A 25,931-nucleotide genomic window follows, 5' to 3' on the forward strand; every position below is an offset into this window, starting at 1 on the left:
GATACTCCCTAACGCGCCGCCCGCGTGAGGCGGCCAATATGATCTTCCACCGATTTAAGGTCGGATGGCAACACCGTGTACATTTCTTCACGCTCCATCAGCCCCGAGAGCCATTCAGGCAGCGCGGGCGTGACACCACAGGCTTCCTTTACGGCGGACGGAAACTTTGCCGGATGCGCGGTCCCCAAGACAATCATAGGCACATCGCCCGCCGCATGCAAATTGGCGACATGCATGCCGGTAGCGGTATGTGGATCGAGCAGGTAGCCGCTGCCGGCGAGCGTGGCCCGGATCGTCGCGGCGGCCTCGCCCATCGAAGCGCGGCCTGCGTCGAACTCGGCGCGTATCGAGGCCAGCGCTGCTTCGCCGATGGTGAAGGCGCCCGACTGTTTCAGGCTGCCCATGTAGCGCCGGACCGAGACCGGATCGCGGCCGGACGCCTCGAAAAGCAGCCGCTCGAAATTGGACGAGACCTGGATGTCCATCGACGGCGAGGTGGTCGCGACGACGCCGCCCATCCGGTATTCGCCGGTTTCGAGCGTGCGGACAAGGATGTCGTTGTCGTTGGTGGCGATCACCAGGCGCTCGATGGGCAGGCCCATGCGCTTGGCCGCATAGCCGGCGAAAATGTCGCCGAAATTGCCGGTGGGCACCGTGAAGGAAACGGGCCGATCCGGCGCGCCGAGCGACAGCGCGGAGGAGAAATAATAGACGATCTGGGCCATGATGCGGGCCCAGTTGATCGAGTTGACGGCCGACAGCGAGACGCGATCACGGAAGCCGTGGTCGTTGAACATGTCTTTGACCAGGTTTTGGCAATCGTCGAAATTGCCTTCGATGGCGAGCGCATGGACGTTCGAGGCGGTGGAAGTCGTCATCTGCCGCTGCTGTACGGGCGAGACGCGCCCATGCGGGAACAGCACGAACATGTCGGTGCGATCACGGCCTGCAAAGGCATCGATCGCCGCGCCGCCGGTATCGCCGGAGGTGGCAGCGCCGATCGTGGCGCGCTGGCCGCGTTCGGCCAGCACATGGTCCATCAGCCGCGCCAGCAACTGCATCGCCACATCCTTGAACGCCAGTGTCGGCCCGTGGAAAAGCTCGAGGACGAAGGCGTTCGAGTCGGTCTGGACCAGCGGGCAGATCGCCTCATGGCGGAACGTGGCGTAGGCCTCGCGAACGATTTTCGCGAACACCGCGTCTGGGATTTCGCCGCCCAGGAACGGAGTGAGCAGTCTGATCGCCAGGTCGGGATAGGCAAGGCCGCGCATGGCTCGGATCTCGGCCTGGCTGAACTCCGGCCACCGGTCGGGAATATAAAGTCCGCCATCGCGCGCCAGTCCGGCAAGCACCGTGTCCGAAAAGCCGAGTGCGGGCGCTTCCCCGCGGGTGCTGACATAGCGCATCGTCATCCGTCCATTGTGGTGACCGCCAGACGCCGGGCGGCAAGCCTGTGAAAATCCGCGCCCGTCAGTCGCATTTTTGCCGCGCGGTTGCTATAGACGGCCTGCGTTTTGAAGGGGATGTGCGGCATATGGAGTTTCGATTGAACAATAGTCGTTTTATCAAGGGGTTCGCATTTTCCGGCTTTATCCTTGCCGTCGCGGGTTGCCAATCGGGCGACAACGGCAACGTCCTGAACGTCGGGGGAAACAACAAGGCCGCGGCCGAGCCAAAAGTGCTCGAAAGCGAACTGCGCGCCTATTGCCCGCTGGTGACGCTGCGCGAAGGCACCGCCTATTTCAATACCTACGCCAAGGGCGGCCAGGACGATCCGACCAAGGTGCTCTATCAGGCTTCCATCACCGACGTGACCCGCACCTGCAGCAACGCCGGCGGAACGATGACTATCAATGTGGCGGTCGCCGGCAAGGTTGTCCCGGGCCCGGCCGGAGCGCCGGGCAATGTCACCATGCCGATCCGCGTCGCGGTCATCCGCGGCGACGAAGTGCTTTACTCGCAACTGCACAAGCACCAGGTCGCGGTCGGCCACGCCTCCGCCGCCACGCAGTTCGTCTTCAACGACCAGAGCGTCAGCTTCCCGGCCCCGCAGGGAACGGATGTGCAGGTTTTCGCCGGCTATGACGAAGGCCCGCCGAAGAAGCAGCAGTAAGCGGCCGTTCGATAATTCCACTCTGGCGGGCATCTGACGCAGGTTACGCGTCCGACCATTCCGACAGCGCCAGGAGCACGCTGCGGAAATCCGCCCAGCGGCGGATGACGGTCTCGGCGCCGGCTTCTGTCAGCACGTCGGCGTGACCCGGGTAACTGTGCGCCGCGCCGGTAAAGCCGATGACGCGCATGCCGGCGGCCTTGGCGCCGGCAATGCCGTGGACCGAATCCTCGATGACGAAAGTGTTCGCCGGGTCGGCGTTCATCGAGGCCGCGGCATGCAGGAAGACGTCCGGCGCCGGCTTCGGCTTCATCACCTCCTTGCCGCACGAGGAGAAGACGCTACCGTTGAAGAGCGGCAGAAGCATCGTTTTCGTCAGCATGATATCGAGCCGCTCGGGCTTCGAATTGGAACAGATGCAGCGCTTGCCCGAAACCGCGGCGACCGCCTCGCGCGCGCCTTCGATGATGCGGACCTCGGCCTGAAGGCGACGGTCGACCAGTTCCTCCGCGCGGCCGATCAGCGATGCCTGGAAGGGGATCTGCGACTGCTCCTCGATGCGCAGCATGATGTCCTTGAAGGTCAACCCGGCATAGACTTCCGACAGTTCTTCGCCGGAAATCTCGTAGCCGGCTTCGGTCAAAAGCTCGGCTTCGACACGCGCGGCGATGACTTCCGAATCGACGAGAACGCCGTCGCAATCGAAAATGACGAGATCAGGCTGGGTCATGGCAATCCGGAAAAATTGGGGAAACAACGCCGAAGGCGGTCGCGGCGCGGCATACACCATCATCGCCGCGACGGCAAATTCCGGACCCGCTTCATTAAATATTTACGCGAAACGGTAACCATAACGGGGTGTAAACAGTAACTCGTATTCCGGGTATCTCAATGTCAGCCGTGCGTTCTCTCGCCGAACTTCGCCCCCAGCCGCAAAAGGCCAACTGGCTCGACACGATCATGAAGGGCGACTGCGTCGCGGCGATGGACCGGCTTCCGGAAAAATCCGTCGACGTGGTGTTTGCCGACCCGCCCTACAATCTGCAGCTCAACGGCGATCTCCACCGCCCGGACCAGTCGAAGGTCGACGCCGTCGACAATGACTGGGATCAGTTCGACAGCTTCGCCGCCTATGACGCCTTTACCCGCGCCTGGCTGCTTGCGGCGCGCCGCGTCCTGAAGCCGAACGGCACGATCTGGGTGATTGGCTCCTATCACAACATCTTCCGCGTCGGCTCGACGCTGCAGGATCTCGGCTTCTGGATCCTGAACGACATCGTCTGGCGCAAGACCAACCCGATGCCCAATTTTCGCGGCCGCCGCTTCCAGAACGCGCATGAGACGCTGATCTGGGCGTCTCGCGACCAGAACGCCAAGAGCTACACGTTTAACTACGATGCGATGAAGGCGGCCAATGACGACGTGCAGATGCGCTCCGACTGGCTGTTTCCGATCTGCACCGGGGCCGAAAGGCTGAAGAACGACAATGGCGACAAGCTGCATCCGACGCAGAAGCCGGAAGCGCTGCTGGCCCGCGTGATGCTGGCCTCGACCAAGCCGGGCGACGTGGTGCTTGATCCCTTCTTCGGCTCCGGCACCACCGGCGCGGTCGCCAAGCGCCTCGGTCGCCATTTCGTCGGCATCGAGCGCGAACAGGATTATATCGACGCCGCCAATGAACGCATTGCCGCTGTGACGCCGATGGACGACGCCGATTTGACGGTGCTCTCCGGCAAGCGGGCCGAGCCGCGCGTGGCCTTCGTCAGCCTGATCGACGCCGGCATCATGAAACCGGGCACCGTGCTTTACGACGCAAGAAAACGCTTCGCCGCGAAAGTCCGGCCGGACGGCACGCTGGCCGCCGGCTCAACGGCAGGCTCAATACACCGGGTCGGAGCCGAACTGCAGGGGCTCGACGCCTGCAATGGCTGGACCTTCTGGCATTACGAGCGCAATGGCGGCCTGACCCAGATCGACGAACTGCGCCGCATTGCCCGCCTCGGCATGGAGCGCGCGGGTTAGGTTCTCGTGAGCTAATCAGGTTTACCGATGGGCCGGGCTCCAGTCACCGGCTGATCCCGAAACGCTCGAGGTCCTCCTCGAGCGTTTTGGCATTCTGGAACAGCACGGCCTGCCAGCCGGCAGCCTTCGCGCCATCGACGTTCTTCTGGCTGTCGTCGATGAAGATCGTGGCTGAAGGGTCGAGGCCGAAGGCGGCGGCATGGTGGTCGTAGATGCCGCGTTCAGGCTTGATCATGCCAATCTCGCCGGAAACCGTAGTGCCGCGCGGACGGTCGAGAAACGGGAAGCGCTGGCGTGCTTCACGGAACGTGTCGGCGGCGAAATTGGTCAACATCGTAACATCGTGGCCGTCATCGATAAGCCTCTCCATGACATGAACGCTGTCTTCATAGGCGTACGGGACCATTTCGTGCCAATGAAGGCGGAAATTGCGGATGTTATCGGCGTGGTCCGGATGGGCGTCGATCAGAAGCTGCTCGGCTTCCTCCCAGGTCCGTCCGCGGTCCTGTTCGATGTTCCAGTCGTGCGTGCAGATATTGTCGAAGAACCAGCGGCGCTCTTCCGGGTCTGGAATGAGCCTGCTGAACGGCAGATCGGGATCGTAGTGCAGCAGTACCTTGCCTATGTCGAAGACGATATGTCGGATTTCGCTCATACATGCCTCGCTGGATTGTCGCGTCGCGCCCTGGTCGCGCCGGGTATCGCAGCCTCGATTACCTTTTTCATGACGGTCGGCAAGGCCTCGCCGGAAATTCCCGCTGCCGGCGACCAGCGATGGCCGGCAGGCGCCGCTTTGTCGCCGGCGCTGGCGCGGTAGACATGGAGCTCGAGTGCGAAATGCGTGAAGACATGCGCGATACTGCCGGCGTGCTGCCAGTCGGCGGCGAATGGGGCGGATTTTGCGCTGGTATCGCCGTCGATGCGCGCCGTCCAGCCGGTTGTCGGGACTTCGCTCATGCCGCCGAGCAGCCCCTTGTCCGGGCGCGTGCGCAGAAGGATCGCGCCATCGTTCCGGATGGCGACGAAGGCAGCGCCGCGCCGCCTTGGCTTTTCGGTCTTTTCGGCACGGGCCGGCAGCAATTCGGGATCGCCGGAGAGGATAACGCGGCAATCTTCCCGGATCGGGCAGAGCATGCAGCGCGGCCGCCGGGGTGTGCAGATCGTCGCACCGAGATCCATCATTGCCTGCGCGAAGTCTCCGGGACGCGCGGCCGGAACCAGCTTTTCGACGCTGGCGCGTATCTCCGGCTTCGCCTCGGGCAATGGCGTGCGGATTTCGAACAGCCGCGTTATGACGCGCTCGACATTGCCGTCGACGACCGCCGCCGGGCGGTTGAATGCGATCGCCGAGATTGCCGCCGCCGTATAGGCGCCGATGCCGGGTAGCTTGCGCAATTCGTCTTCGGTGCCGGGGAAGCCGCTGGGAAAGGTCGCTACGATATCGGCACAGGCTTTCAAATTGCGGGCGCGAGAATAATAGCCGAGCCCAGCCCAAGCCTTCATGATGTCTTCGTTTTCAGCGGCCGCAAGCGCTTTGACGTCCGGCCATTTTTCCAGAAATGCGCGGAAATACGGCTTGACCGCCTCGACGGTCGTCTGCTGCAGCATGATCTCGGAAAGCCAGACCCGGTAGGGATCGGGCCGCCCGCCCGACGCAAGATCGCGCGGCGCCAGGCGCCAGGGCAGTTCGCGATGGTTGGCGTCATACCAGTCGAGCAAGCGGCTGGCGATGTTGGGCACAGGCAATATGGTCATCGACAGTCTACGCAGCTATGTCCACAGCCATTTCCGCCGTGATGCGCGACCACGGCACGCTTATCTTTCCGTCGGCTCGCTCGATCAGGCCGGCATCGATGAGCGCCGTCACGTCGGCATGAACGCCGCGATAGTCGCGTGCGAGCAGTTGCGACAACGCACGGATCGACGAAGGGCCATTCGCCCGCAATGTCCGAAGAAGTGTCCAGCGGTTGGGGGTCAACACCTTCAACAGCAGTTCCATGCTTTCGAAGGAAATGGAGGCGGACTCGGCCGCGCGATCGCCAGCGTCGAGACGCTTGGCCATTTCCAAAGCACTGTTGAAGAAATCGTCCACGCTTTCGATGTGAATCCTAACCTCGCTCATGCTTGATCTCCTTTTTCACATCGTTCCAAAAATCGGCAACCAACTGTTCCATCGTCACGAAAGCATACGACTCTTCCCGGTCGCGGTAGTGGCGGTGATCGCCTTTTCCTGTCTCATTGTCGTAGCCGATGATCCGCTCGCCCTTGCGCCCGTAGAAGAGCGAGTATTTCAGGCCATGCGGACGCTCGTCGGTCTGGTGGGGCAATTTCCAGATCCTGATCTGGACGATCATGCCATTGGCCAGGTCAAGTCTTCGATTTTGAAGGAGTATGGCCTGCCGCCTCATATGTAAGTCATGACATATGTCGTAGCAACCATCAATTCCTCATACCGTATGGTCGTTTTCGTGCTGGGCTTGGTGCTCTATTCGGATAGAACTATCCACGGATCAATCGCGACAGAGGAGACGCATATGGCAGGGAAAAGGCCGAACGGCTATCCTGTTCCGGTCAGCGATCTCGCCTCGGAAATCCTCGATCCGGTGCTGCGCAAGCGAGCCGGCATTTCGGTCGGCCTCGTCCAGTCCTGGGAAGAGATCGCCGGGCCGCGCCTGGCGCAAAACACGCGGCCGGAAAAAATCCAGTGGCCGCGGCGCATGCATGAAGACGATCCGTTCGAGCCGGCCGTCCTCGTCATCGCCTGCGAAGGTGCGGCGGCCCTGCATCTCCAGCACGAGACCGGCGAAATCATCAGCCGCGTCAACGCGTTTCTCGGATTCAACGCGATAGGCCGCATCCGCATAGTGCAGAAGCCGCTCTCGTCGAAAGCAGGCGCTCCCAAACCTCGCCCTCGGCCTCTGACCGCGGGCGAAAAGGCCAGATTGTCGGGCACAGTCGAAAAAATCGAGGATGCCGGGCTTCGCGCTTCGCTCGAAAGGCTCGGCGCCACGATCGTCGGGACCAGGAAATAACCTCCCGCAACTCGCGGTTTCGTGATCGCAGTTCCGGTTTTCCCGATTGGATTGGGGACTGCGATGCCTTATTTCGCGCGAAGTCTCGCTTTCTGGTGCATTCGCATCGCAACATCCCAACAGCAGCCAGGTGATTCGCATGATCCGTTCCATTCCGCGCAGGACCGTCCTCTCTTCGCTGGTCGCGCTTTCGGCTGCTTTTGCGCTGGCCGCGTGCAGCGACAGCGGCGAGGACAAGGCGGCGGAAGCGGCAAAGCCCGCCGAGCCGGCAGCGCCTGCTGAAACCGCTGCTCCCGCCAAGCCGGCGGTCGCCGCGCCCCCTTCGCAGGGCACGGTCGACATGGCCAAGCTGCTCGAAGCCGGCGCGCTGCCGGAAAAGAGCCTCGGCAAGGAGGATGCGCCGGTCACAATCGTCGAATACGCCTCGATGACCTGCAGCCACTGCGCACGGTTCCACGAGACGACGTTTCCGGCGCTGAAGGAAAAATACATCGACACCGGGAAGGCGCGGTTGATCTTGCGCGAATTCCCGTTCGACCCGCGCGCCGAAGCAGGCTTCATGCTGGCGCGCTGCTCCAACGACAACTACTTCGCCATGGTCGACGTGCTGTTCAAGCAGCAGGAAGCCTGGGCAGGCGTCGAAAACGCCAAGGAAGCGCTGCTGCAGATCTCCAAGCTCGCCGGTTTTTCACAGGAGTCGTTCGAGGCCTGCTTGACGGACCAGAAGCTTCTGGAGGATGTGAGAGCGGTGAGGGCCCGTGGCGAAGCTGATTTCAAGGTCGACTCCACGCCGACCTTCTTCATCAACGGCAACACCTATAAGGGGGCAATGTCGATTGAGGAAATGTCGGCGATTATCGACGGCATGCTCTGATCTTTGTGCAGCTCTGGGGTGCAATGACCCCGGCCTGGCTGTGCGTGTCTGGCTGCGCCGATGAGATTTTCCCGGCTCCGCCTGCTCGGCTTCAAATCCTTCGTCGAACCCGGCGAGTTCGTCATCGAACGCGGCCTGACCGGCGTGGTCGGACCGAATGGCTGCGGCAAGTCCAATCTCGTCGAGGCGCTGCGCTGGGTGATGGGCGAAAGCTCGTACAAGAACATGCGCGCGTCGGGCATGGACGATGTGATCTTCTCGGGTTCCGGCACGCGTCCGGCCCGCAACACCGCCGAAGTGACGCTGTTCCTCGACAATAGCGACCGCACCGCGCCCGCCGCCTTCAACGATGCCGACGAATTGCAGGTCTCGCGCCGTATCGAGCGTGAGGCCGGATCCGTCTATCGCATCAACGGCAAGGAGGCGCGCGCCAAGGACGTGCAGCTTCTGTTTGCCGACCAGTCCACCGGCGCTCGCTCTCCCTCTATGGTCGGGCAGGGCCGCATCGGCGAACTGATCCAGGCCAAACCGCAGGCGCGCCGCGCGCTTCTGGAAGAGGCGGCCGGCATCTCCGGCCTGCACACCAGGCGTCATGAGGCGGAACTTCGGCTGCGCGCGGCCGAGCAGAACCTCGAGCGGCTGGACGATGTCGTCGGCGAGCTCGAAAGCCAGATCGATAGCCTGAAGCGGCAGGCGCGGCAGGCCTCGCGCTTCAAGAATTTGTCGGCGGACATCCGCAAGGCCGAGGCGATCCTTTTCCACCTGCGCTGGACGCAGGCCAAGGCGCAGGAAGGCGAGGCGCGCTCCGCACTTGCGGCTGCGACATCGCTGGTTGGCGAGCGCGCGGCGGCCCAGATGAATGCCGCCAAGGAACAGGCGGTCGGCGCGCACCATCTTCCCGAACTGCGCGAGGCGGAAGCCGCAGCCGCGGCTGTGTTCCAGCGCCTGTCGATCGCCAAGGCGCAGATCGAGGAGGAGGCAGGCCGGGTCCGCACGCGCCAGGCCGAACTCGACCGCCGCCTGCAGCAGCTAGACGCCGACATCGCTCGCGAAGAGCAGATGGTGCGCGACAATGCCGATATTCTGGCGCGGTTGTCGACGGAAGAAGCGGGGCTGAACGCCGAAAATGAAGGCGCGGCAGAGCGCGAGATCGCGACACGGGCGGCTTTCGAGGAAGCGGCGGCGACGCTGGCGCTGAGCGAAGGCGCGCTGTCCAAGCTGACCGCCGAACGGGCGGAGGCGGCTGCCGCGCGCAACCAGATCGAGCGCGCTTTGCGCGAGACGGCGGAACGCCGCGACCGTTTTTCCCGCCAGCTTGCCGAGATCGACCGGGAGACGGGCGACATAGAAGGCAAGATCGCCGGGCTGGCTGACCCTGCCGAGAAGAAAATCCTGGCCGACGAGGCGCAGGCGGCGCTCGATCGCGCCGAGGGCATCGCGACTGCCGCCGAGAAATCGGTCACTGGGGCGCGGCTTGCCGAAAACGCCGCGCGCCCGCCGCTGCAGGAAGCCAGGGCCGAATTGGCGCGAATCGAGACGGAAGCGCGCACGCTGGCGAAAATCCTGAACGCCGCGAGCGGCGATCTGTTTCCGGCGGTGCTGGAGCAGATCAGCGTCGAACGCGGCTTCGAGACGGCGCTGGGCGCCGCGCTGGGCGAGGATCTCGACGCGGCGCTGGACCGCGGCGCGCCTGTGCATTGGGGCGAGAGCGAGCCGGCCGCCGGCGACCCGGCATTGCCGGAAGGCGTGCGGAGCCTCGCAACGGTGGTGCGGGCGCCGCGTCAGCTAGCGCGGCGGCTGGCGCAGATCGGCATCATGGACAAAGCTGACGGTGCGAGGCTGCAAGGATTGCTGGCGCCCGGCCAGCGGCTGGTCAGCCGCGAGGGCGCACTTTGGCGCTGGGACGGCCTGACCGCGAGCGCGGATGCGCCGACGGCCGCTGCCCAGCGCCTCGCCCAGAAGAACCGCCTTGCCGAACTCGATGCCGAAGCGGTCGCTGCCACTTTGAAAGTCCGCGGTGCCGAGGAAACGCTGGCGCGGGCCGAAAGCGCCGTGCGCCAGAAGACCGAGGCCGAGCGGATGTCGCGGCAGGCCTGGCGCGACGCCCAGCATGCCGTGGGCGCAGCCCGCGATGCGCTGGCGCGGGCCGAGAAGGCGGCGGGCGAACTCTCGAGCCGTCGGGCCGCACTCGCCGAGGCGCGCACGCGTATCGCGGAAAGCCATGCCGAGGCCGAGAATGCGTTCGGCGAGGCGCAGGCTCAGCTCAACGCGGCGCCTGATCTTTCAGAGTTGCAGGCGCGGCTCGACCAGGCGTCGGGTCATGTCGGCCGCGATCGTTCCGCGCTTGCCGACGCCCGCGCGGTCCATGAAGGGCTGAAGCGCGAGGCCGAACAGCGCCCGCGCCGGCTTGAGGCGATTGCCGCCGAGCGCAATAGCTGGACGCTGCGCGCAGAAAACGCCGCAAGCCATATCGCCGCACTCGCCGAGCGTCGCGCCGAGGCCGGCGAAGAGCGGGACAAGCTTGCCGATGCGCCCGACGAGATCGACCAGCGCCGCCGCGCTTTGCTGTCGCAGCTTTCGCAGGCCGAGACGCTGCGCCAGACGGCGAGTGACCGCCTGCAGGAGGCCGAGACGCGCCAGGCCGTGCTCGACAAGGCCGCGACCGCCGCGATCCAGTCGCTCTCCGAGGCGCGCGAGGCGCGCGGCCGGGCCGAAGAGCGGCTGACCGCCGCCGACGATCGCCGCCGCGAGATCGAGGCGCGCATCCAGGAGGCGCTCAACACGCCGCCGCATCTGGTGATACGCCACACCGGCCTCGAAGCCGACAGCCCGCTGCCTGATATGGCCGATGTCGAGCGGCAGCTCGACCGGCTGAAGATCGAGCGCGAACGGCTGGGCGCGGTCAATCTGCGCGCCGAGGAGGAGCAGAAGGAGCTTTCGGACCGGCTTGAGACAATCGTGTCCGAGCGCGAGGACATCATCGAGGCGATCCGCAAGCTCAGGCAGGCGATCCAGAGCCTGAACCGCGAGGGCCGCGACCGGCTGCTTGCCGCTTTCGACGTGGTCAACGCCCAGTTCCAGAGGCTGTTCTCGCATCTCTTCGGCGGCGGCACGGCTGAATTGCAGCTGATCGAGTCCGACGATCCGCTGGAGGCGGGGCTCGAAATCCTGGCCCGCCCTCCCGGCAAGAAGCCGCAGACGATGACGCTGCTTTCCGGCGGCGAGCAGGCGCTCACCGCGATGGCGCTGATATTCGCGGTGTTTTTGACCAACCCGGCGCCGATCTGCGTACTCGACGAGGTCGACGCGCCGCTCGACGACCACAATGTCGAGCGCTTCTGCAATCTGATGGACGAGATGGCGCGCACCACCGAGACGCGCTTCGTGATCATCACCCACAATCCTATCACCATGGCGCGGATGAACCGGCTGTTCGGCGTGACCATGGCCGAGCAGGGCGTCAGCCAGCTTGTGTCGGTCGATCTGCAGACGGCCGAGCAGCTGCGCGAGGCGAGCTGACGCTATCGGCGTCGGCGGCCAAGAATATCATCGAAAAGCATATGCTGGCTGGGGCGGGAGGGTTCGAACCTCCGAATGGCGGTACCAAAAACCGCTGCCTTACCACTTGGCTACGCCCCAACGACCGGGAGGCCCGAGTCGAGCATGTGCGGCCTTATATGCAAGCCCGTTGAAAAGCACAATCGCGGCAAATTTGCCTTTGTGCATTCAGTTGTAGTTATGCAAAGCAGCCGCCGCCATTGCTGCCGGCCGAGGACCAATCAGCCGCGATAGTCGCGGTTTCATTCGCCCCATACGGCAAGTTCGTTGCCGGCCGGGTCGGTGAAATGAAACCTGCGGCCGCCCGGGAAGGAAAAGATCGGCTTGACGATCTTGCCGCCGGCGTTTTCGACCGCCTCCAGCGTCTCTTCCAAATTTTCCGAATACAGAACCGGAAGCGGCTTGCCCGAGGCCTCTGTGCTTTCCGCCTGGAAGCCGCCGTCGAGGCCTTCGTCGAAAGCGGCGTAGGTCGGCCCGTAATCGATGAAGGACCAGGAAAAGGCGGCGCTGTAAAACGCCTTGACGCTGTCGAGCGTGCCGCCGGTGGCGGACATTTCGAGATAATCGAGCTTGCCGGTCTGTTTCATGGCTGTTCCTCGCGTTCGTGATATGTTCTAGGGCGGACCGGCTTTTAAATCAAGTTCTCCGCCTCGCCAATTCCTTAATCGATTGTAAGGTCGGCTTGCCACGTTCGCGCCTTGCCTTTCGCACCGCAGCATTTTAACGCTCTCGCCAGTGCCTTCAAATAGTCACCGGAATGACGAGGAGAGTGCATGACCAAGTGGGTCTATACGTTTGGGGACGGGGCGGCCGAAGGGCGCGCCGGAGACAGGAACCTGCTAGGCGGCAAGGGCGCGAACCTTGCCGAAATGTGCAGCCTGGGCCTGCCTGTGCCGCCTGGCTTCACCATTACCACTGAGGCCTGCAACTGGTTTTATGCCAACGGCCGGACCTATCCGCCCTCGCTTGAAGCCGATGTTCTGGCGGCGCTCGATCATATCGGCGCCTTGACGGGCCGTCGTTTCGGCGATCCCGAAAAGCTGCTTCTCGTCTCCGTCCGCTCGGGCGCGCGCGCATCGATGCCGGGCATGATGGATACGGTGCTCAACCTCGGCCTGAACGACGAGACTGTGGAAGCGCTGGCAACCGATTCAGGCGATGCCCGCTTTGCCTATGACAGCTATCGCCGGTTCATTCAGATGTACTCCAATGTCGTGCTCGACCTCGACCATGAGGTGTTCGAGGAAATCCTCGAGGAGGAAAAGGCGCGGCTCGGCTACGAACTCGATACCGAGCTTTCCGCCATCGAGTGGCAGGGCGTGATCGCTCACTACAAGGCGACGATCGAGGAGGAACTCGGCGAACCTTTCCCGCAGGACCCGCGCGAGCAGCTCTGGGGGGCAATCGGCGCGGTGTTTTCGAGTTGGATGAACCACCGCGCGATCACCTATCGTAGGCTGCACGATATCCCCGAAAGCTGGGGCACCGCGGTCAATGTACAGGCCATGGTGTTCGGCAATATGGGCGAGACCTCGGCCACCGGCGTCGCCTTCACACGCAATCCCTCCACCGGCGAGAAGATGCTCTACGGCGAGTTCCTGGTGAATGCGCAGGGCGAGGACGTGGTGGCCGGCATCCGCACGCCGCAGAGCATCACCGAAAAGGCCCGAATCGACAGCGGATCGGACAAGCCGTCGCTGCAGAAGGTGATGCCGGAAGCCTTTGCCTCGTTCGTCGAGATTTCGGAGCGGTTGGAAAAACACTACCGCGACATGCAGGACCTGGAATTCACTATCGAGCGCGGCAAGCTGTGGATGCTGCAGACGCGGTCAGGCAAGCGCACGGCCAAGGCTGCGCTGCGCATGGCGGTCGATATGGCGGCCGAAGGGCTGATCGGCAAGGAAGAGGCCGTCGCGCGCATCGATCCAGCCTCGCTCGACCAGCTTCTGCATCCGACGATCGATCCGAAGGCGGAGAGAAATGTCATCGCCATCGGCCTGCCGGCTTCGCCGGGGGCCGCTACAGGCGAGATCGTGTTCTCCTCGCACGATGCGGAAGAGGCCAAGGCGCTCGGCAAGAAGGTCATCCTCGTGCGCATCGAGACCAGCCCGGAAGACATTCACGGCATGCACGCCGCCGAAGGCATTTTGACCACGCGCGGCGGCATGACCAGCCACGCGGCGGTGGTGGCGCGCGGCATGGGCAAGCCCTGCGTATCGGGCGCCGGCTCGCTGCGCGTCGATTACAGGGCCGGAACGCTGATGGTGATGGGTGAGACGTTCCGCAAGGGCGACATCGTCACCATCGACGGCGGCAACGGCCAGGTACTGAAGGGGCCGGTCGCCATGCTGCAGCCGGAACTCTCCGGCGACTTCGCGGCGATCATGGAGTGGGCCGACGCGACGCGGCGCATGAAGGTGCGTACCAACGCCGAGACGCCGGCCGACGCCCGCATGGCGCGGTCCTTCGGCGCGGAAGGGATCGGACTCTGCCGCACCGAGCATATGTTCTTCGAAGGCGACCGCATCATCGCCATGCGCGAGATGATCCTGGCCGACACTGAGAAGGATCGCCGCGCGGCGCTCGCTAAACTGCTGCCGATGCAGCGTTCGGATTTCCTCGAGCTGTTCGAGATCATGGCCGGACTGCCGGTGACGATCCGGCTGCTCGATCCGCCGTTGCACGAATTCCTGCCCAAGACCGAAGAGGAGATCGCCGAAGTCGCCTCGGTGATGAATGTTTCGGCCGAGAAGCTGCGCCAGCGCACAGAGACGCTGCACGAATTCAATCCGATGCTCGGCCATCGCGGCTGCCGGCTGGCGGTTTCCTATCCCGAGATCGCCGAAATGCAGGCCCGTGCGATTTTCGAGGCTGCCGTTGAGGCCGGCAGGAAAACCGGCAATCCCGTGGTTCCCGAAATCATGGTGCCGCTGGTCGGGCTTAAGACGGAGCTGGATTTCGTCAAGGCGAGCATCGATGCCGTGGCGAAGAGCGTCATGGACGAAACTGGCGTGACGGTGGAATACCTGACGGGGACCATGATCGAATTGCCGCGCGCCGCGATTCGCGCCCATGTCATCGCGGAGGCCGCGGAATTCTTCTCCTTCGGCACCAACGACCTCACGCAGACGACCTTCGGCATTTCACGCGACGATGCGGCTTCGTTTCTGGACATCTATCGCCAGAAGGGCATCGTCGAGCAGGACCCGTTTGTCTCGCTCGACATTGACGGTGTCGGCGAACTGGTGCGCATGGCGGCCGAAAAAGGCAGGGCGACCCGGCCCGACATCAAGCTCGGTATTTGTGGCGAGCATGGCGGCGACCCCGCCTCGATCCACTTCTGCGAAGAGGTCGGGCTCGATTACGTCTCCTGCTCGCCCTACCGCGTGCCGATTGCCAGGCTGGCCGCGGCGCAGGCGGCAGTGAAGAAGGGGTAGGCGGAATTATACCCATTTCGCAATTTGGGTATAGCTAGCGTGAGATTGAGGGAGTTATACCAAATTTGCGGATTTGGTATAACCTGCTGGCCACTGGATTTCCCATCAGTCACCAAGGTTATCCGAAAGCTGCGATTTTCGGATAACGCGCCTCAAGTGACCTGATCGAGCAACCTTCCGATTTCGGGCCGCTGTTTTATCGAACGCTGGATCGCATCCCGCCATTTCGGGCCGTTTTCAACCGCTGTCTTGTGCGCGATTGCAAGTTCGTGCGGGCGGTCCTCGACCAACACCCGTATGAGAGCCTCGCTTTGAGCAAGATCCTTTGGGACTTTTCCTAAGCCCGGCCCGGTCCGCCTTTGCGCGACAATCAGCTTGTGCACCGCATAGCGCTCAGGCTTCGGTATCTGAACGAGCACACCGCTTCGGTAGAGCGCTACTGCGGGGATTGGGTCGGCGATCAGAAAATTCAGGAAGGGCAGGGTCTGGGCATAAACCTTGAGCGGTTCGAGCCTGACGATCTCGTTTTTGCTCTGCATTCGGGGCGCGAGGAAATCGACCATCGTGCCGCCCCCTCTCATCACCCACCGTGTAGGCCGGCCTTTGGGGTCTAATCCGGGAGCAGGCGCCAGAGACAATGCTTTGAAGGTTTCGGCCAGTGACGGATCGACTTGGTCATGGATAGCGAGTTTGAGGTTCTCGAATGCCGCGATGTCGACATCCTGTGTAACGGCAAGCGCGCCTGAAAAGGCAAAGCCCAGTTCAGCACTATAGAGCCGGAATGCATGTGTTCCGACCAGCGTCCCGCCCAGGCGAAACACGCCGACCCGGGCCATTGCGTTGAGGACGCTGCCGGTCTGGCGATCAACTGTTGGAAGGCCTGCCGCGCGAAGTTGCGCGACGAGAAGCGAGCAATGCTGTTCGAAAGCTTTGTCATCTTCGATGGTCTCGCGCATTTGCGCGATGCGTCGACGGAGATCGTCGCTGTCGGGTCCGATATAGCGGTCTACGACTTTGTCGCCGAGACGTTGCCGAGAGTACCAGTATTTACTGCCAGAAATCTCTTTGAAGAATGGCGCGCCTGCTTGTTCGCTGACAGCGTGGGCTCGATGTGTCTCAAGAAGATCCTGATAGGTGGTGTGAACCGAAAGAGGCAGACGCATTGATTTACCCTACGCGAACTTTTCGCGTAGGGTAACAAACTTACCCCACAGAAACAACTCGTGTGGGGTAAAAGCCCCCGGCGTTCCCGCCGTCCTACAAATCCGCTCCAACCGCGCCGGAACTCGGATTGGCTTCGATCCGCACCTTGTCTGGATAGAAGGCGCCGTGGTTTTTTATCTGGGCCATCTCGTCATAGGGCGATTCATAGGCCCACATGATGTCCTTGACCGATTCACCAACGGCGCTGACATCCCAGTAGGACGCATCGCCCTTGTAAGGGCAATGGGTCGTGGTGCTGGAAGGCTTGAGAAACTCGAAATAGATGTCCTTGAACGGGATGTAGAAAACCGGCGGATAGTCCGCCTCACGCAACACCAGCGCTTCGTCGGAGGAGGCGATCACGGCGTCTGAAAACGTTACCGTGACCGCGCCGTCGAAAGGCTCGACCGTAATGCGGTAAGATGGGTTCCGCCGAAATCCGAGAGAAGGATTCGCTGCCTGGTCCATATCGAAGCTCCTTTCATCACTGGCCACAACGTCAGGCCACCCAGACTGTTCCCTTACGCGGCGCGCAGAGCCCCGGTGGAGACCCAAGCCTCCGCCTGGTCCAGCCCTGTCTCGAAGCGATCGAACAATTCGTTCAACTCGGCTTCGCTGATGATCATCGGTGGGCAGATGGCGATGGTGTCGCCGAGCGCCCGCAGGATCGCGCCGTTTTCCTCGATCAGCTTGGACGCCTTTGGTCCGACGCCGTTTCTCGGATCGAAGGAGCGCTTCGAGGCCTTGTCGGCCACCAGTTCGGCGGCGCCGACCAAGCCGCAATAGCGCGCTTCGCCGACCAGCGGGTGCTCGCCTATCTTCTTCATCCGCCGCTCGAAAACCGGCATCAGCCTGCGCACGTGGCCGATAATATCGCGCCGCTGATAGATTTCGATCGCCTTGACACCGAGTGCGCAGGAAAGCGGGTGGCCGCCATAAGTGAAGCCGTGCGCGAAGGTGCCGAGCGTCGCCGAATGGTCGACATAGGCCTGGTAGACGTCCTCCGGCACCATCACAGCGCCGAGCGGCGCATAGGCGGAGGTCAACTGCTTGGCCGCCGAAATCGTCTTGGGGCGCATGTTCAAGGTTTGCGAGCCCCACCAGTTTCCGGTGCGGCCGAAACCTGTGATGACCTCGTCGGCAATCAGCATGATGTCATGCTCGGCGAGCACGGCCTGGATCGCTTCGTAGTATCCCTTCGGCGGAATGACGACGCCGCCGGCGCCCATGACCGGCTCGGCGATCATCGCCGCGATCGTGTCGGGGCCCTCGCGCTCGATCAAGTCGCGCAGCGACTTGGCCATTCGGGCCGTGAATTCGGCCTCGCTCTCGCCTTCGATGCCGAACCGGTAATGGTGCGGGCAATCGGTGTGAAGCACCCGGTCGACGGGCAGATCCCAGCCATTGTGGTTCGACGGGAGCCCGGTCAGCGACGCCGCCATCACGGTCACGCCGTGATAGGCCTTGATGCGCGAGATGATCTTCTTCTTGTTCGGCCGGCCCATGGCATTGTTCATGTACCAGGCGAGCTTGACCTGCGTGTCGTTGGCCTCCGATCCCGACGAGGTGAAGAACACTTTCGAGATGGGAACCGGCGCGATCTCCTTAAGCTTCTCGGCGAGCTCGATTGCCGGTTCGCTGCTCTTGGCGCCGAAGATATGGTAGTAGGGCAGGGTGCGCATCTGCTCGATGGCCGCCTCGATCATCTCCTCGTCGCCGAACCCCAGGCCCGCGCACCAAAGGCCGGACATGCCTTCGATATAGCCGCGGCCCTGCGTGTCGTAGACGTAGACGCCCTTGCCCCGGCCCATCACGACGGTGCCGGTGGATTTGAGCTGATGGATGGGCGTGTAGGGGTGGAGGAGGGATTCGATGTCCCTGGTCTGGAGATTGGTCAGCGGCGGATTGTCAAGCATGGACGGCTCCGGGAAAGAGGCGAAACTGCATGCTCCCTCTTATCCCGTGCGCACCTGCGCGAGAACCCCTTGTCGACTGGTCCAGCAGAGCCGTTCAATCAGGCGGCGGTGGCGAAGGCTTGCGCAAGCCCGGCATAGGAGGCCGCGATACGGGCGACCGGACTTTCGCTCTTGGCCGCGGTTTCGACGCGCAGGCGGCCGCCGCCGACTGGCAGCGTGAGAACCAGAAACTGCTGGCTTCCGCCCTCGCCGATGGAGGCGGCGGCGACGTGCTGGCCGTCGTCGTCGTTGCCGAGGCGCATCTTGAACAGCATGGTGCCGTTGACGGCGTCCAGTGCCTGGCGCACGAGATATTCGAAAGTCTCGTCCGAAATGGCATCGCCGGCCGGCGCGATTTTCAGCGCGGTTTCAGTGCCTGCCTTTTCGAGATTTTCCGCTACAGCTTGCGCGTCCATGTGAGGCCTCGCTTCAATAACGCCTACAGAGCCCCCTCAACGATGGTTAACGGCCTAAGTGGCCGGATTATGGCGCGGCGTCGCACTGGACAATCGCGCAGTTCCTTCCACAATGCCGGAAAAACAATGTACAGGGAGGAACGCATGCTCGGATTGATGCAGGAATGGCCGCTGCTCTGCCACAAGATCGTTGACCATGCCGGGATACAGCACCCGAACCGCGAGATCGTTTCGCGCTCGGTCGAAGGGCCGATCGTACGCACCAGCTACGCGGAAGTGCGCAAGCGGGCGCTGCGCGTCGCCCAGCGCCTCGAGCGCGACGGCTTCGGGCTCGGCGACCGCATCGCCACACTTGCCTGGAACACGGCGCGCCACATCGAGGCCTGGTACGGCATCATGGGCATCGGGGCGATCTATCACACGCTGAACCCGCGGCTTTTCCCCGAGCAGATCGCCTGGATCATGAACCATGCCGAGGACAAGGCGCTGTTCGTGGACCTCACCTTCGTGCCCTTGGTCGAGAAGATCGCTGCTTCCCTGCCGTCTCTTAAGAAGGTGATCGTGCTGACTGACGCAGCCCATATGCCGGCGACCACGTTGCCGAACGCCGTCGCCTACGAGGACTGGCTGGCAGAGGCCGACGGCGACTTCGCCTGGCGCAGCTTCGACGAGAATACCGCCGCCGGCATGTGCTACACCTCGGGCACCACCGGCGAACCGAAGGGCGTGCTCTACAGCCATCGCTCCAATGTCCTGCACGCCATGATCGCCTGCATGCCCGACGCCATGGGCATATCGAGCCGCGATGTGATCCTGCCCGTCGTGCCCATGTTCCACGCCAATGCATGGGGCCTTGGCCAGAGCGCGCCGATGATCGGCGCCAAGCTGGTGATGCCAGGCGGCCGCATGGACGGCGCGTCGATCTACGAACTGCTCGACACCGAGAAGGTGACTTTCACCGCCGCCGTGCCGACCGTCTGGCTGATGCTGCTCCAGCATCTGGAGGAGACAGGCAAGAAACTGCCGCATCTGAAGAAGGTGGTCATCGGCGGTTCGGCCTGTCCGCGAGCCATGACCAAGAAGTTCCAGGAGGATTACGACGTCCAGGTCTGCCACGCCTGGGGCATGACCGAGATGTCGCCGCTCGGAACTCTAGGCACCATCAAGCCGGAATACACCGAATTGCGGGGCGAAGAGCGCCTGACCATCCAGGAAAAGCAAGGCCATCCGCCGTTTGGCGTCGAGATGAAGGTGACAGACGACGAGAACCGCGAGCACCCTTGGGACGGCAAGACATTCGGCCGGCTGAAGGTGCGCGGCCCGGCCGTGGCGCGCGCCTATTATGGCGGGGCAGGCCAGGAGCAGTTCGATGAAGAGGGCTGGTTCGACACAGGCGATGTCGCCCATATCGACGCTAACGGTTACATGCAGATCACCGATCGCGCCAAGGACGTCATCAAATCGGGCGGCGAGTGGATCTCGACCATCGATCTCGAAAACCTGGCGGTGGGGCATCCGGATGTCGCCGAAGCGGCGGTGATCGGCGTAAAGCATTCCAAGTGGGGCGAGCGCCCTCTGCTGGTGGTCGTCCGCAAACCCGGCAGGGAGCCGGGCAGATCCGACATACTGGGCTTCATGCAAGGAAAGGTCGCGAAGTGGTGGATGCCGGACGACGTGGCCTTCGTCCAGGAGATACCGCACACCGCGACCGGGAAGGTCCAGAAGACGACCCTGCGCGACCAGTTCCGGGATTACCGCCTGCCGACGGAACCTTGATGCGAAAGCATTTGCGCTGCCCGGGAAAAACGCCCTAGTAGCGGCTTCTGTTCGGCAGGCGACGGAGATCGATGGCGGCATATCTGGAACAGCGAACGACGCAGGCCGCGGGATGGTCACGCACCCTGGCTGTGTTCTCGGCCGTGCTGTTCATTACAGCCGGCCTGGCGCATCGCTACGGGCTCATCCCCACGCCTCCCTTCCTGTCCGTGCTGTCGATCGTCGCCGCGCTGGCGGTGGGATCGCTTGCGCTGGCCGCCTACGCGTTTACGCGATTCTGGTATCATGGCGATCTCGGCGGCCGCGACCTGTTGGTCGGTGGACTTGTTTCGCTCGCAGTGCTCGCGCCGTTTCTGGTGACTGGCTACAGGGCATTCGTTTATCCGCAACTCAATGATATTTCGACCGACCTCATCGCGCCGCCCATGCTGGTGGCCGCCGTGATCTCGCGCGGCCTCGACACCAACGAACTTACCCGCTTTTCCGCCGAGCATCGCAAGCTGCAGACCGAAAACTATCCCGAAGTGATCGGCAGGCGCTACGAAATGCCCATCGATCGTGCGGCCGAGATCGTCGAAACACTGCTTGTGCGCCAGGGCTGGACAGTCGCGACCTCGCGTCCGGCCTTCGTTGGTCAAAGCGAGATGACCATCGAAGCGCTCGCCCACACCCCCTTGCTCGGCTTTCCCGTAGATGTCGCGGTGCGGCTGACCGACGAGGGGACCTCGACCTATGTCGACATGCGTTCGGTCTCTCGCTACGGCCGGCATGATCTAGGCGACAATGCCGCCCGGATAATCGCTTTCCTTGGAGAGCTCGACGCCGAAATGGCCGTGCAGGCAGGCGCTGCCTCCGCAGAGTAGAATTCAGCAGGCGTTCAGGCGGGAGCGAAGACGCCGTCGATTGATGGGGCACCGTCGGTCGCCGCCACGCCGCGCGTCACCAGATCCTCAAGATGCGCCAGAACCGACAGGCCTGCCGCGCCGTGCAGCCGTGGATCGGTGTCGCGGTAAATTGCCTTCACGAGATCGGATATGGTGCGGTCGCCTTGGCCGAGGCGTTCGATGATCGCCCGCTCGCGCATCTTGCGGTGCGTCTTCAGTCCGCGCATGAAGGCGCGGGGCTTCCTGACCGGCCCGCCATGTCCGGGCAGAAGAACCCGATCGTCCCGCTCCAGCAGCCGGTCCAGCGAGGCCATGTAGTCGGCCATCGCGCCGTCTGGCGGCGCAACGATCGAGGTTGCCCACGCCATCACGTGGTCGGCCGAAAACAGAATGCCGGTTCCTTCCAGCGCGAAGACGGCATGATTGGCGGTGTGGCCGGGCGTCAGGATGGTCCGGATCGCCCAGCCGTCGCCGGCCGTCACCGAATTGTCCTGCAATGACAGGTCTGGCGCGAAGTCGGTATCGGCGCTGGCGTCCAGCGGGTTGATCTCGCCGATGCGCAGGGGCCGCGCCGGGCGGTGCGGCCCCTCGGCGGCGATGATCGCTCCAGTCTCGCGTGCAAGCCGGGAAGCAAGCGGCGAGTGATCGCGATGGGTGTGGCTGACGAAGATGTGGCTGACTGGCCGCCGTCCGATCGCCTGCAGCAGGGCCGAATAATGCGCTTCGTCTTCCGGACCGGGATCGATGATTGCGAGTGTATCGCGGCCAACAATATAGCTGTTTGTGCCGTGAAAGGTGAACGGGCCGGGATTGTTGACCGTCAAACGCAAGACCCCGGGGGCAAGCTCGATCGCCTCGCCGTATGCCGGATCGAATTGCGTGTCGAAGTCCAGAGCCATGTTCGAGCCTGCGGTGTGAAACCCGTAAAATTGTTTGCCGCTTAGCATGGAAGCCAATATACGGAAACCCAACCGGCGTTCGCTCGGCCTCAACCGAAAATGGGGAAAACCATGGCAACTGCACTTTCCGCCCGCCCGCTCGTTTCGCTTGCATTGCCCGAAAGCGGCGCCTGGCGACTGGTAGGCCAATGCGCCTTGGCGATTGCCGGAACTCTCCTGCTGACGCTTTCAGCCAAGACAAAGGTCGTGCTCGGCCCCGTCGACATGTCGCTCCAGACGCTGGCCGTGTTCTTGATTGCGGCCGCGTTCGGCATGCGGCTGGCCGTCGCGACGCTGCTTCTTTATATGGCGCAGGGCGCGATGGGCTTGCCGGTGTTCCAGGGCACGCCGGAAAAGGGCATCGGCATCGCCTATATGCTCGGCTCGACCGGCGGCTATCTTGCCGGCTTCGTCGTCATGGCCGCTATCGTCGGCTGGGCGGCCGACCGCGGCTGGGACCGCAATCCGTTCAAGCTGTTCGGCGCGATGATGACCGCCGAAGTCGTCATGATGGCCATGGGCTTTGCCTGGTTGGCAATGCTGATCGGCGTCGAAAAATCCTGGCAGTTCGGTGTCGTGCCGTTCATCATTCCCGACTTGATCAAGGTGGCGCTGGCTTCCGCGCTGGTGCCTGCGATCTGGTCGCTGCTGCCCAGGCAACGCTGAGCGAAAACGACTTAGTTCAGCCATACTCCTTTGACACCCCGGAGGAATGGCATTCCACCAGCATCGCACATCGCGCAAGTTCCGGCCGGGGATTGCCGCGAATTTGGTAGCGTTCTCCTTGAGAAGCCGGCCGCTTGTGGGAAAATCGCGCCAAATCCAGTATTTTGCCGCCGCGCCGCATCTGGCGGGCGACGCTCACAAGGCGCTCTCATGCTTGCCAAGCTTTCTCATCTCGACCGGTTGGAGGCCGAGGCCATTCATATTTTTCGCGAGGTGGCCGCGACCTTTGCCAAACCGGTGATGCTCTATTCGGTGGGCAAGGATTCGTCGGTGCTGCTGCATCTGGCGATGAAGGCGTTCTATCCGGCCAAGCCGCCATTTCCTTTTCTTCACGTCGACACGACCTGGAAGTTTCGCGAGATGATCGAGTTTCGCGACTCCATGGCCGAGAAACTGGGCTTCGACCTTCTCGTCCATGTCAACGAAGACGGCGTGCGCGACGGCATCAATCCCTTCGACCACGGCTCGAATACCCACACCCATGTCATGAAGACGGTGGGCCTGCGCCAGGCGCTCGACAAATACGGTTTTGACGCGGCCTTTGGCGGCGCCCGCCGCGACGAGGAAAAGTCGCGCGCCAAGGAGCGCATCTTCTCGTTCCGAAACGCGCAGCATGTCTGGGATCCCAAGAACCAGCGCCCGGAGATGTGGAAGATCTACAACACCCGGATTTCGCCGGGTGAATCGATCCGCGTCTTCCCGCTGTCCAACTGGACCGAGCTCGACATCTGGCAATACATATTGCGCGAGGACATCCCGATCGTGCCGCTTTATTTCGCCAAGAAGCGGCCGGTGGTCGAGCGCGACGGCATGCTGATCATGCGCGACGACGACCGCATGAAGCTCCGGCCCGACGAGGTCATCGAGAACCGTCTGGTCCGTTTCAGGACGCTCGGCTGCTACCCGCTGACGGGGGCGATCGATTCCGACGCCGACGCTCTCGAAAGCATCGTCAATGAGATGCTGATCGCCCGAACCTCGGAACGCCAGGGCCGGCTGATCGACCGGGACGAGGCCGGCTCGATGGAAAAGAAGAAGCGCGAAGGGTATTTCTGAGAATGCGCCGCATACTGGCAGAAAACCTCGTTGCGGCGGATACCGTTCGCGAGTTCATCGCCGACCAGGAACAGAAGTCGCTGCTGCGCTTCCTGACGTGCGGTTCGGTCGACGACGGCAAGTCGACGCTGATCGGACGCTTGCTGTCCGACACCAAGCAGATTTTCGAGGATCAGCTCGCCACGCTTGAGCGCGATTCGAAGAAGCACGGCACGACCGGCGACGACATCGATTTCGCTTTGCTGGTGGACGGGCTGGAAGCCGAGCGCGAGCAGGGCATCACGATCGACGTCGCCTACCGGTTCTTCGCCACGCCCAAGCGAAAATTCATCGTGGCCGACACGCCCGGACACGAACAATATACCCGCAATATGGCCACGGGCGCCTCGACCGCCGATCTGGCGATTGTGCTGGTCGACGCCAGGCAGGGCGTGCTGCGCCAGACGCGCCGCCATTCGATCATCGCTTCGCTTCTCGGCATCCGCCACGTGGTGCTTGCGGTCAACAAGATCGATCTGGTCGGCTTCGACAGCGACGTGTTTGCCAGGATCGTCGCCGACTACACGGAGTTCGCCAAGGATCTCGGCTTTTTGTCCATCGTGCCGATCCCGATGTCGGCTCGCTTCGGCGACAACGTCTCCCGCCGCTCTGCGCAGACCGGTTGGTATGCCGGCCCGACCCTCATCGACCACCTCGAAACGGTGGCGGTCGACGAAGCGAGCGAACAGCCGCTCCGGTTTCCCGTGCAGTATGTGAACCGGCCGAATCTCGATTTCCGCGGCTTCGCGGGAACGGTCGCTTCGGGTTCGGTCGCGGAGGGCGACGTAGTCGTTGTCGCGAAGTCCGGCAAGCAATCGCGCGTCAAGCGCATCGTCGCGCAGGGCGGCGATCTCGAACGGGCAGTGGAGGGGCAGGCGGTCACCATCGTCCTGGAAGACGAGGTCGAAGTCTCGCGCGGCAACCTGCTGGTCGCGCCCGAAGCACGGCCGCAGATCGCCGATCAGTTCGCGGCCAACCTGGTCTGGTTCGACGAGCAGGCGCTTCTGCCGGGCCGCTCCTACATATTGCGCACCGAAACCGACCAGGCGAACGCGACCGTTTCGGATTTAAAATACCGCGTCAATGTCAACGACTTCGCGCAGGAGGCTGCGAAATCGCTGGCGATGAACGAGGTCGGCGTCGTCAACATCTCGGCGCAGTCGCCGATCGCCTTCGACAGCTTCGCTGAAAACCGCACCACCGGCGCGTTCATCCTCATCGACCGCATCACCAATGCGACGGTCGGGGCCGGCATGATTCTGCATGGGCTGCGCCGCGCCGACAACATCCACTGGCAGTCGCTGGAGGTGACGAAGAGCGCCCGCGCCGCGGCCAAGAACCAGAAGCCGGGGGTCCTCTGGTTCACCGGGCTTTCGGGTTCGGGCAAGTCGACCATTGCTAATCTGCTCGAAAAGAAGCTGCATGCGAGCGGCCGCCACACCTACATTCTCGACGGCGACAATGTCCGCCACGGGCTGAACCGCGATCTCGGCTTCACGGACGAGGACCGTGTCGAAAACATCCGCCGCGTCGCCGAAGTGGCGCGGCTGATGGTGGACGCCGGCCTGATGGTGATCGTCTCCTTCATCTCGCCGTTTCGCGCCGAGCGCCGCATGGCGCGGGAGATGATGGGCGAGGGCGAGTTCATGGAGGTGTTCGTCGACACGCCTTTCGAGGAATGCGCCGCGCGCGATCCGAAAGGGCTTTATGCGAAGGCGCTCGGCGGCGAGATCAAGAACTTCACCGGGCTAGATTCTCCTTACGAGCGACCGGAAAATCCGGAAATTCACCTTCAGACGCTCGGCAAGTCTCCGGAAGAGATGGTAGAGATACTCGAAAGCTGGCTGAGCGAGCGCGATATTGCAGATCAACAATACGACGGCGGCGGCATCTGACGACGAG

The 25,931-nt window shown here is 63.0% G+C and carries 23 protein-coding genes and 1 tRNA gene; 11 read left to right on the plus strand and 13 right to left on the minus strand.

Annotated features, from left to right (window positions below; translation table 11 throughout):
* Window positions 1–8 precede the first annotated feature (8 nt).
* A complete protein-coding gene (gene thrC, locus G6N73_RS13950) occupies window positions 9–1,406 on the minus strand; it encodes a threonine synthase (RefSeq protein WP_165028506.1) in 1,398 nt (465 codons plus the stop codon).
* 128 nt (window positions 1,407–1,534) lie between these two features.
* On the opposite strand from thrC, the gene G6N73_RS13955 reads away from it, so the two are divergent.
* The gene (locus G6N73_RS13955) at window positions 1,535–2,113 is read left to right on the plus strand and encodes a hypothetical protein (RefSeq protein ID WP_165028507.1); all 579 of its coding nucleotides are present in this window, start codon (window positions 1,535–1,537) and stop codon (window positions 2,111–2,113) included.
* A gap of 43 nt (window positions 2,114–2,156) precedes the next feature.
* On the opposite strand, the gene G6N73_RS13960 is transcribed toward G6N73_RS13955, so the two are convergent.
* Window positions 2,157–2,843: an HAD family hydrolase gene (locus G6N73_RS13960; RefSeq protein ID WP_165028509.1), complete on the minus strand. Its 687-nt coding sequence runs from the start codon at window positions 2,841–2,843 to the stop codon at window positions 2,157–2,159.
* A gap of 161 nt (window positions 2,844–3,004) precedes the next feature.
* Between G6N73_RS13960 and G6N73_RS13965 the strand changes: the two genes are divergently transcribed.
* On the plus strand, window positions 3,005–4,135 hold the full coding sequence (locus G6N73_RS13965) for a site-specific DNA-methyltransferase (protein WP_165028511.1): 1,131 nt from the start codon (window positions 3,005–3,007) through the stop codon (window positions 4,133–4,135).
* A gap of 43 nt (window positions 4,136–4,178) precedes the next feature.
* Here G6N73_RS13965 and G6N73_RS13970 read toward each other — a convergent pair whose 3' ends face one another.
* From G6N73_RS13970 to G6N73_RS13985, 4 genes are read right to left on the minus strand one after another with little or no spacing between them, the layout of a single operon-like run.
* Window positions 4,179–4,790 carry an HAD family hydrolase gene (locus G6N73_RS13970; protein ID WP_165028512.1) on the minus strand — a complete coding sequence of 204 codons (612 nt, stop codon included), beginning with the start codon at window positions 4,788–4,790 and terminating at the stop codon, window positions 4,179–4,181.
* Window positions 4,787–5,890, minus strand: a complete 1,104-nt coding sequence (gene mutY / locus G6N73_RS13975) for an A/G-specific adenine glycosylase (RefSeq protein ID WP_165028514.1) — start codon at window positions 5,888–5,890, stop codon at window positions 4,787–4,789. Before mutY ends, G6N73_RS13970 begins: the two co-directional genes overlap by 4 nt.
* A 7-nt stretch (window positions 5,891–5,897) precedes the next feature.
* Window positions 5,898–6,257 (minus strand): HVO_A0114 family putative DNA-binding protein, encoded by a 360-nt coding sequence (locus tag G6N73_RS13980; protein WP_165028516.1) that lies wholly within the window; start codon window positions 6,255–6,257, stop codon window positions 5,898–5,900.
* Entirely contained in the window at window positions 6,244–6,489 is a 246-nt protein-coding gene (locus G6N73_RS13985; protein ID WP_246252041.1) for a toxin-antitoxin system TumE family protein, read from the minus strand. Before G6N73_RS13985 ends, G6N73_RS13980 begins: the two co-directional genes overlap by 14 nt.
* A 180-nt stretch (window positions 6,490–6,669) precedes the next feature.
* Here G6N73_RS13985 and G6N73_RS13990 point away from each other — a divergent pair, with 180 nt between their 5' ends.
* The 3 genes from G6N73_RS13990 (at window position 6,670) to smc (ending at window position 11,560) form a co-directional block, all read left to right on the plus strand.
* The gene (locus G6N73_RS13990; RefSeq protein WP_165028520.1) at window positions 6,670–7,167 is read left to right on the plus strand and encodes a DUF721 domain-containing protein; all 498 of its coding nucleotides are present in this window, start codon (window positions 6,670–6,672) and stop codon (window positions 7,165–7,167) included.
* Between the two features lie 139 nt (window positions 7,168–7,306).
* Complete coding sequence (locus G6N73_RS13995) at window positions 7,307–8,041, plus strand: DsbA family protein (protein ID WP_165028522.1); 735 nt, start codon at window positions 7,307–7,309, stop codon at window positions 8,039–8,041.
* Window positions 8,042–8,101: 60 nt separating this feature from the next.
* The gene (smc, locus tag G6N73_RS14000; protein WP_165028523.1) at window positions 8,102–11,560 is read left to right on the plus strand and encodes a chromosome segregation protein SMC; all 3,459 of its coding nucleotides are present in this window, start codon (window positions 8,102–8,104) and stop codon (window positions 11,558–11,560) included.
* A 45-nt stretch (window positions 11,561–11,605) separates the two neighbouring features.
* On the opposite strand, the gene G6N73_RS14005 is transcribed toward smc, so the two are convergent.
* Window positions 11,606–11,680, minus strand: a tRNA-Gln gene (locus G6N73_RS14005).
* 161 nt (window positions 11,681–11,841) lie between these two features.
* Window positions 11,842–12,186: a VOC family protein gene (locus tag G6N73_RS14010; protein WP_165028525.1), complete on the minus strand. Its 345-nt coding sequence runs from the start codon at window positions 12,184–12,186 to the stop codon at window positions 11,842–11,844.
* 186 nt (window positions 12,187–12,372) lie between these two features.
* Between G6N73_RS14010 and ppdK the strand changes: the two genes are divergently transcribed.
* Window positions 12,373–15,036: a pyruvate, phosphate dikinase gene (gene ppdK, locus G6N73_RS14015; protein ID WP_165028527.1), complete on the plus strand. Its 2,664-nt coding sequence runs from the start codon at window positions 12,373–12,375 to the stop codon at window positions 15,034–15,036.
* 152 nt (window positions 15,037–15,188) lie between these two features.
* On the opposite strand, the gene G6N73_RS14020 is transcribed toward ppdK, so the two are convergent.
* The 4 genes from G6N73_RS14020 to G6N73_RS14035 all read right to left on the minus strand — a co-directional run bounded on the left by G6N73_RS14020 (window position 15,189) and on the right by G6N73_RS14035 (window position 18,610).
* Window positions 15,189–16,199, minus strand: a complete 1,011-nt coding sequence (locus G6N73_RS14020; protein WP_165028529.1) for a nucleotidyltransferase family protein — start codon at window positions 16,197–16,199, stop codon at window positions 15,189–15,191.
* Window positions 16,200–16,293: 94 nt separating this feature from the next.
* A complete protein-coding gene (locus tag G6N73_RS14025; RefSeq protein ID WP_165028531.1) occupies window positions 16,294–16,707 on the minus strand; it encodes a DUF427 domain-containing protein in 414 nt (137 codons plus the stop codon).
* A gap of 53 nt (window positions 16,708–16,760) precedes the next feature.
* The gene (locus G6N73_RS14030) at window positions 16,761–18,155 is read right to left on the minus strand and encodes an aminotransferase (RefSeq protein WP_165028532.1); all 1,395 of its coding nucleotides are present in this window, start codon (window positions 18,153–18,155) and stop codon (window positions 16,761–16,763) included.
* Window positions 18,156–18,253: 98 nt separating this feature from the next.
* Window positions 18,254–18,610, minus strand: coding sequence for a hypothetical protein (locus tag G6N73_RS14035; protein ID WP_165028534.1), 357 nt, complete (start codon window positions 18,608–18,610; stop codon window positions 18,254–18,256).
* Window positions 18,611–18,754: 144 nt separating this feature from the next.
* On the opposite strand from G6N73_RS14035, the gene G6N73_RS14040 reads away from it, so the two are divergent.
* Both G6N73_RS14040 and G6N73_RS14045 read left to right on the plus strand, forming a co-directional pair.
* Complete coding sequence (locus G6N73_RS14040; RefSeq protein ID WP_165028536.1) at window positions 18,755–20,386, plus strand: fatty-acid--CoA ligase; 1,632 nt, start codon at window positions 18,755–18,757, stop codon at window positions 20,384–20,386.
* A 71-nt stretch (window positions 20,387–20,457) separates the two neighbouring features.
* Complete coding sequence (locus tag G6N73_RS14045) at window positions 20,458–21,249, plus strand: DUF1499 domain-containing protein (RefSeq protein ID WP_165028538.1); 792 nt, start codon at window positions 20,458–20,460, stop codon at window positions 21,247–21,249.
* A gap of 14 nt (window positions 21,250–21,263) precedes the next feature.
* Here G6N73_RS14045 and G6N73_RS14050 read toward each other — a convergent pair whose 3' ends face one another.
* Complete coding sequence (locus G6N73_RS14050) at window positions 21,264–22,169, minus strand: MBL fold metallo-hydrolase (RefSeq protein WP_165028540.1); 906 nt, start codon at window positions 22,167–22,169, stop codon at window positions 21,264–21,266.
* A gap of 111 nt (window positions 22,170–22,280) precedes the next feature.
* Here G6N73_RS14050 and G6N73_RS14055 point away from each other — a divergent pair, with 111 nt between their 5' ends.
* The 3 genes from G6N73_RS14055 (at window position 22,281) to cysN (ending at window position 25,924) form a co-directional block, all read left to right on the plus strand.
* A complete protein-coding gene (locus G6N73_RS14055) occupies window positions 22,281–22,874 on the plus strand; it encodes a biotin transporter BioY (protein WP_165028542.1) in 594 nt (197 codons plus the stop codon).
* 210 nt (window positions 22,875–23,084) lie between these two features.
* Window positions 23,085–23,990 carry a sulfate adenylyltransferase subunit CysD gene (gene cysD / locus G6N73_RS14060; protein WP_165028544.1) on the plus strand — a complete coding sequence of 302 codons (906 nt, stop codon included), beginning with the start codon at window positions 23,085–23,087 and terminating at the stop codon, window positions 23,988–23,990.
* Between the two features lie 2 nt (window positions 23,991–23,992).
* Complete coding sequence (gene cysN / locus G6N73_RS14065) at window positions 23,993–25,924, plus strand: sulfate adenylyltransferase subunit CysN (RefSeq protein ID WP_165028545.1); 1,932 nt, start codon at window positions 23,993–23,995, stop codon at window positions 25,922–25,924.
* Window positions 25,925–25,931: the final 7 nt, after the last annotated feature.

The organism is Allomesorhizobium camelthorni (assembly GCF_011045125.1).
GTDB lineage: Bacteria > Pseudomonadota > Alphaproteobacteria > Rhizobiales > Rhizobiaceae > Allomesorhizobium > Allomesorhizobium camelthorni.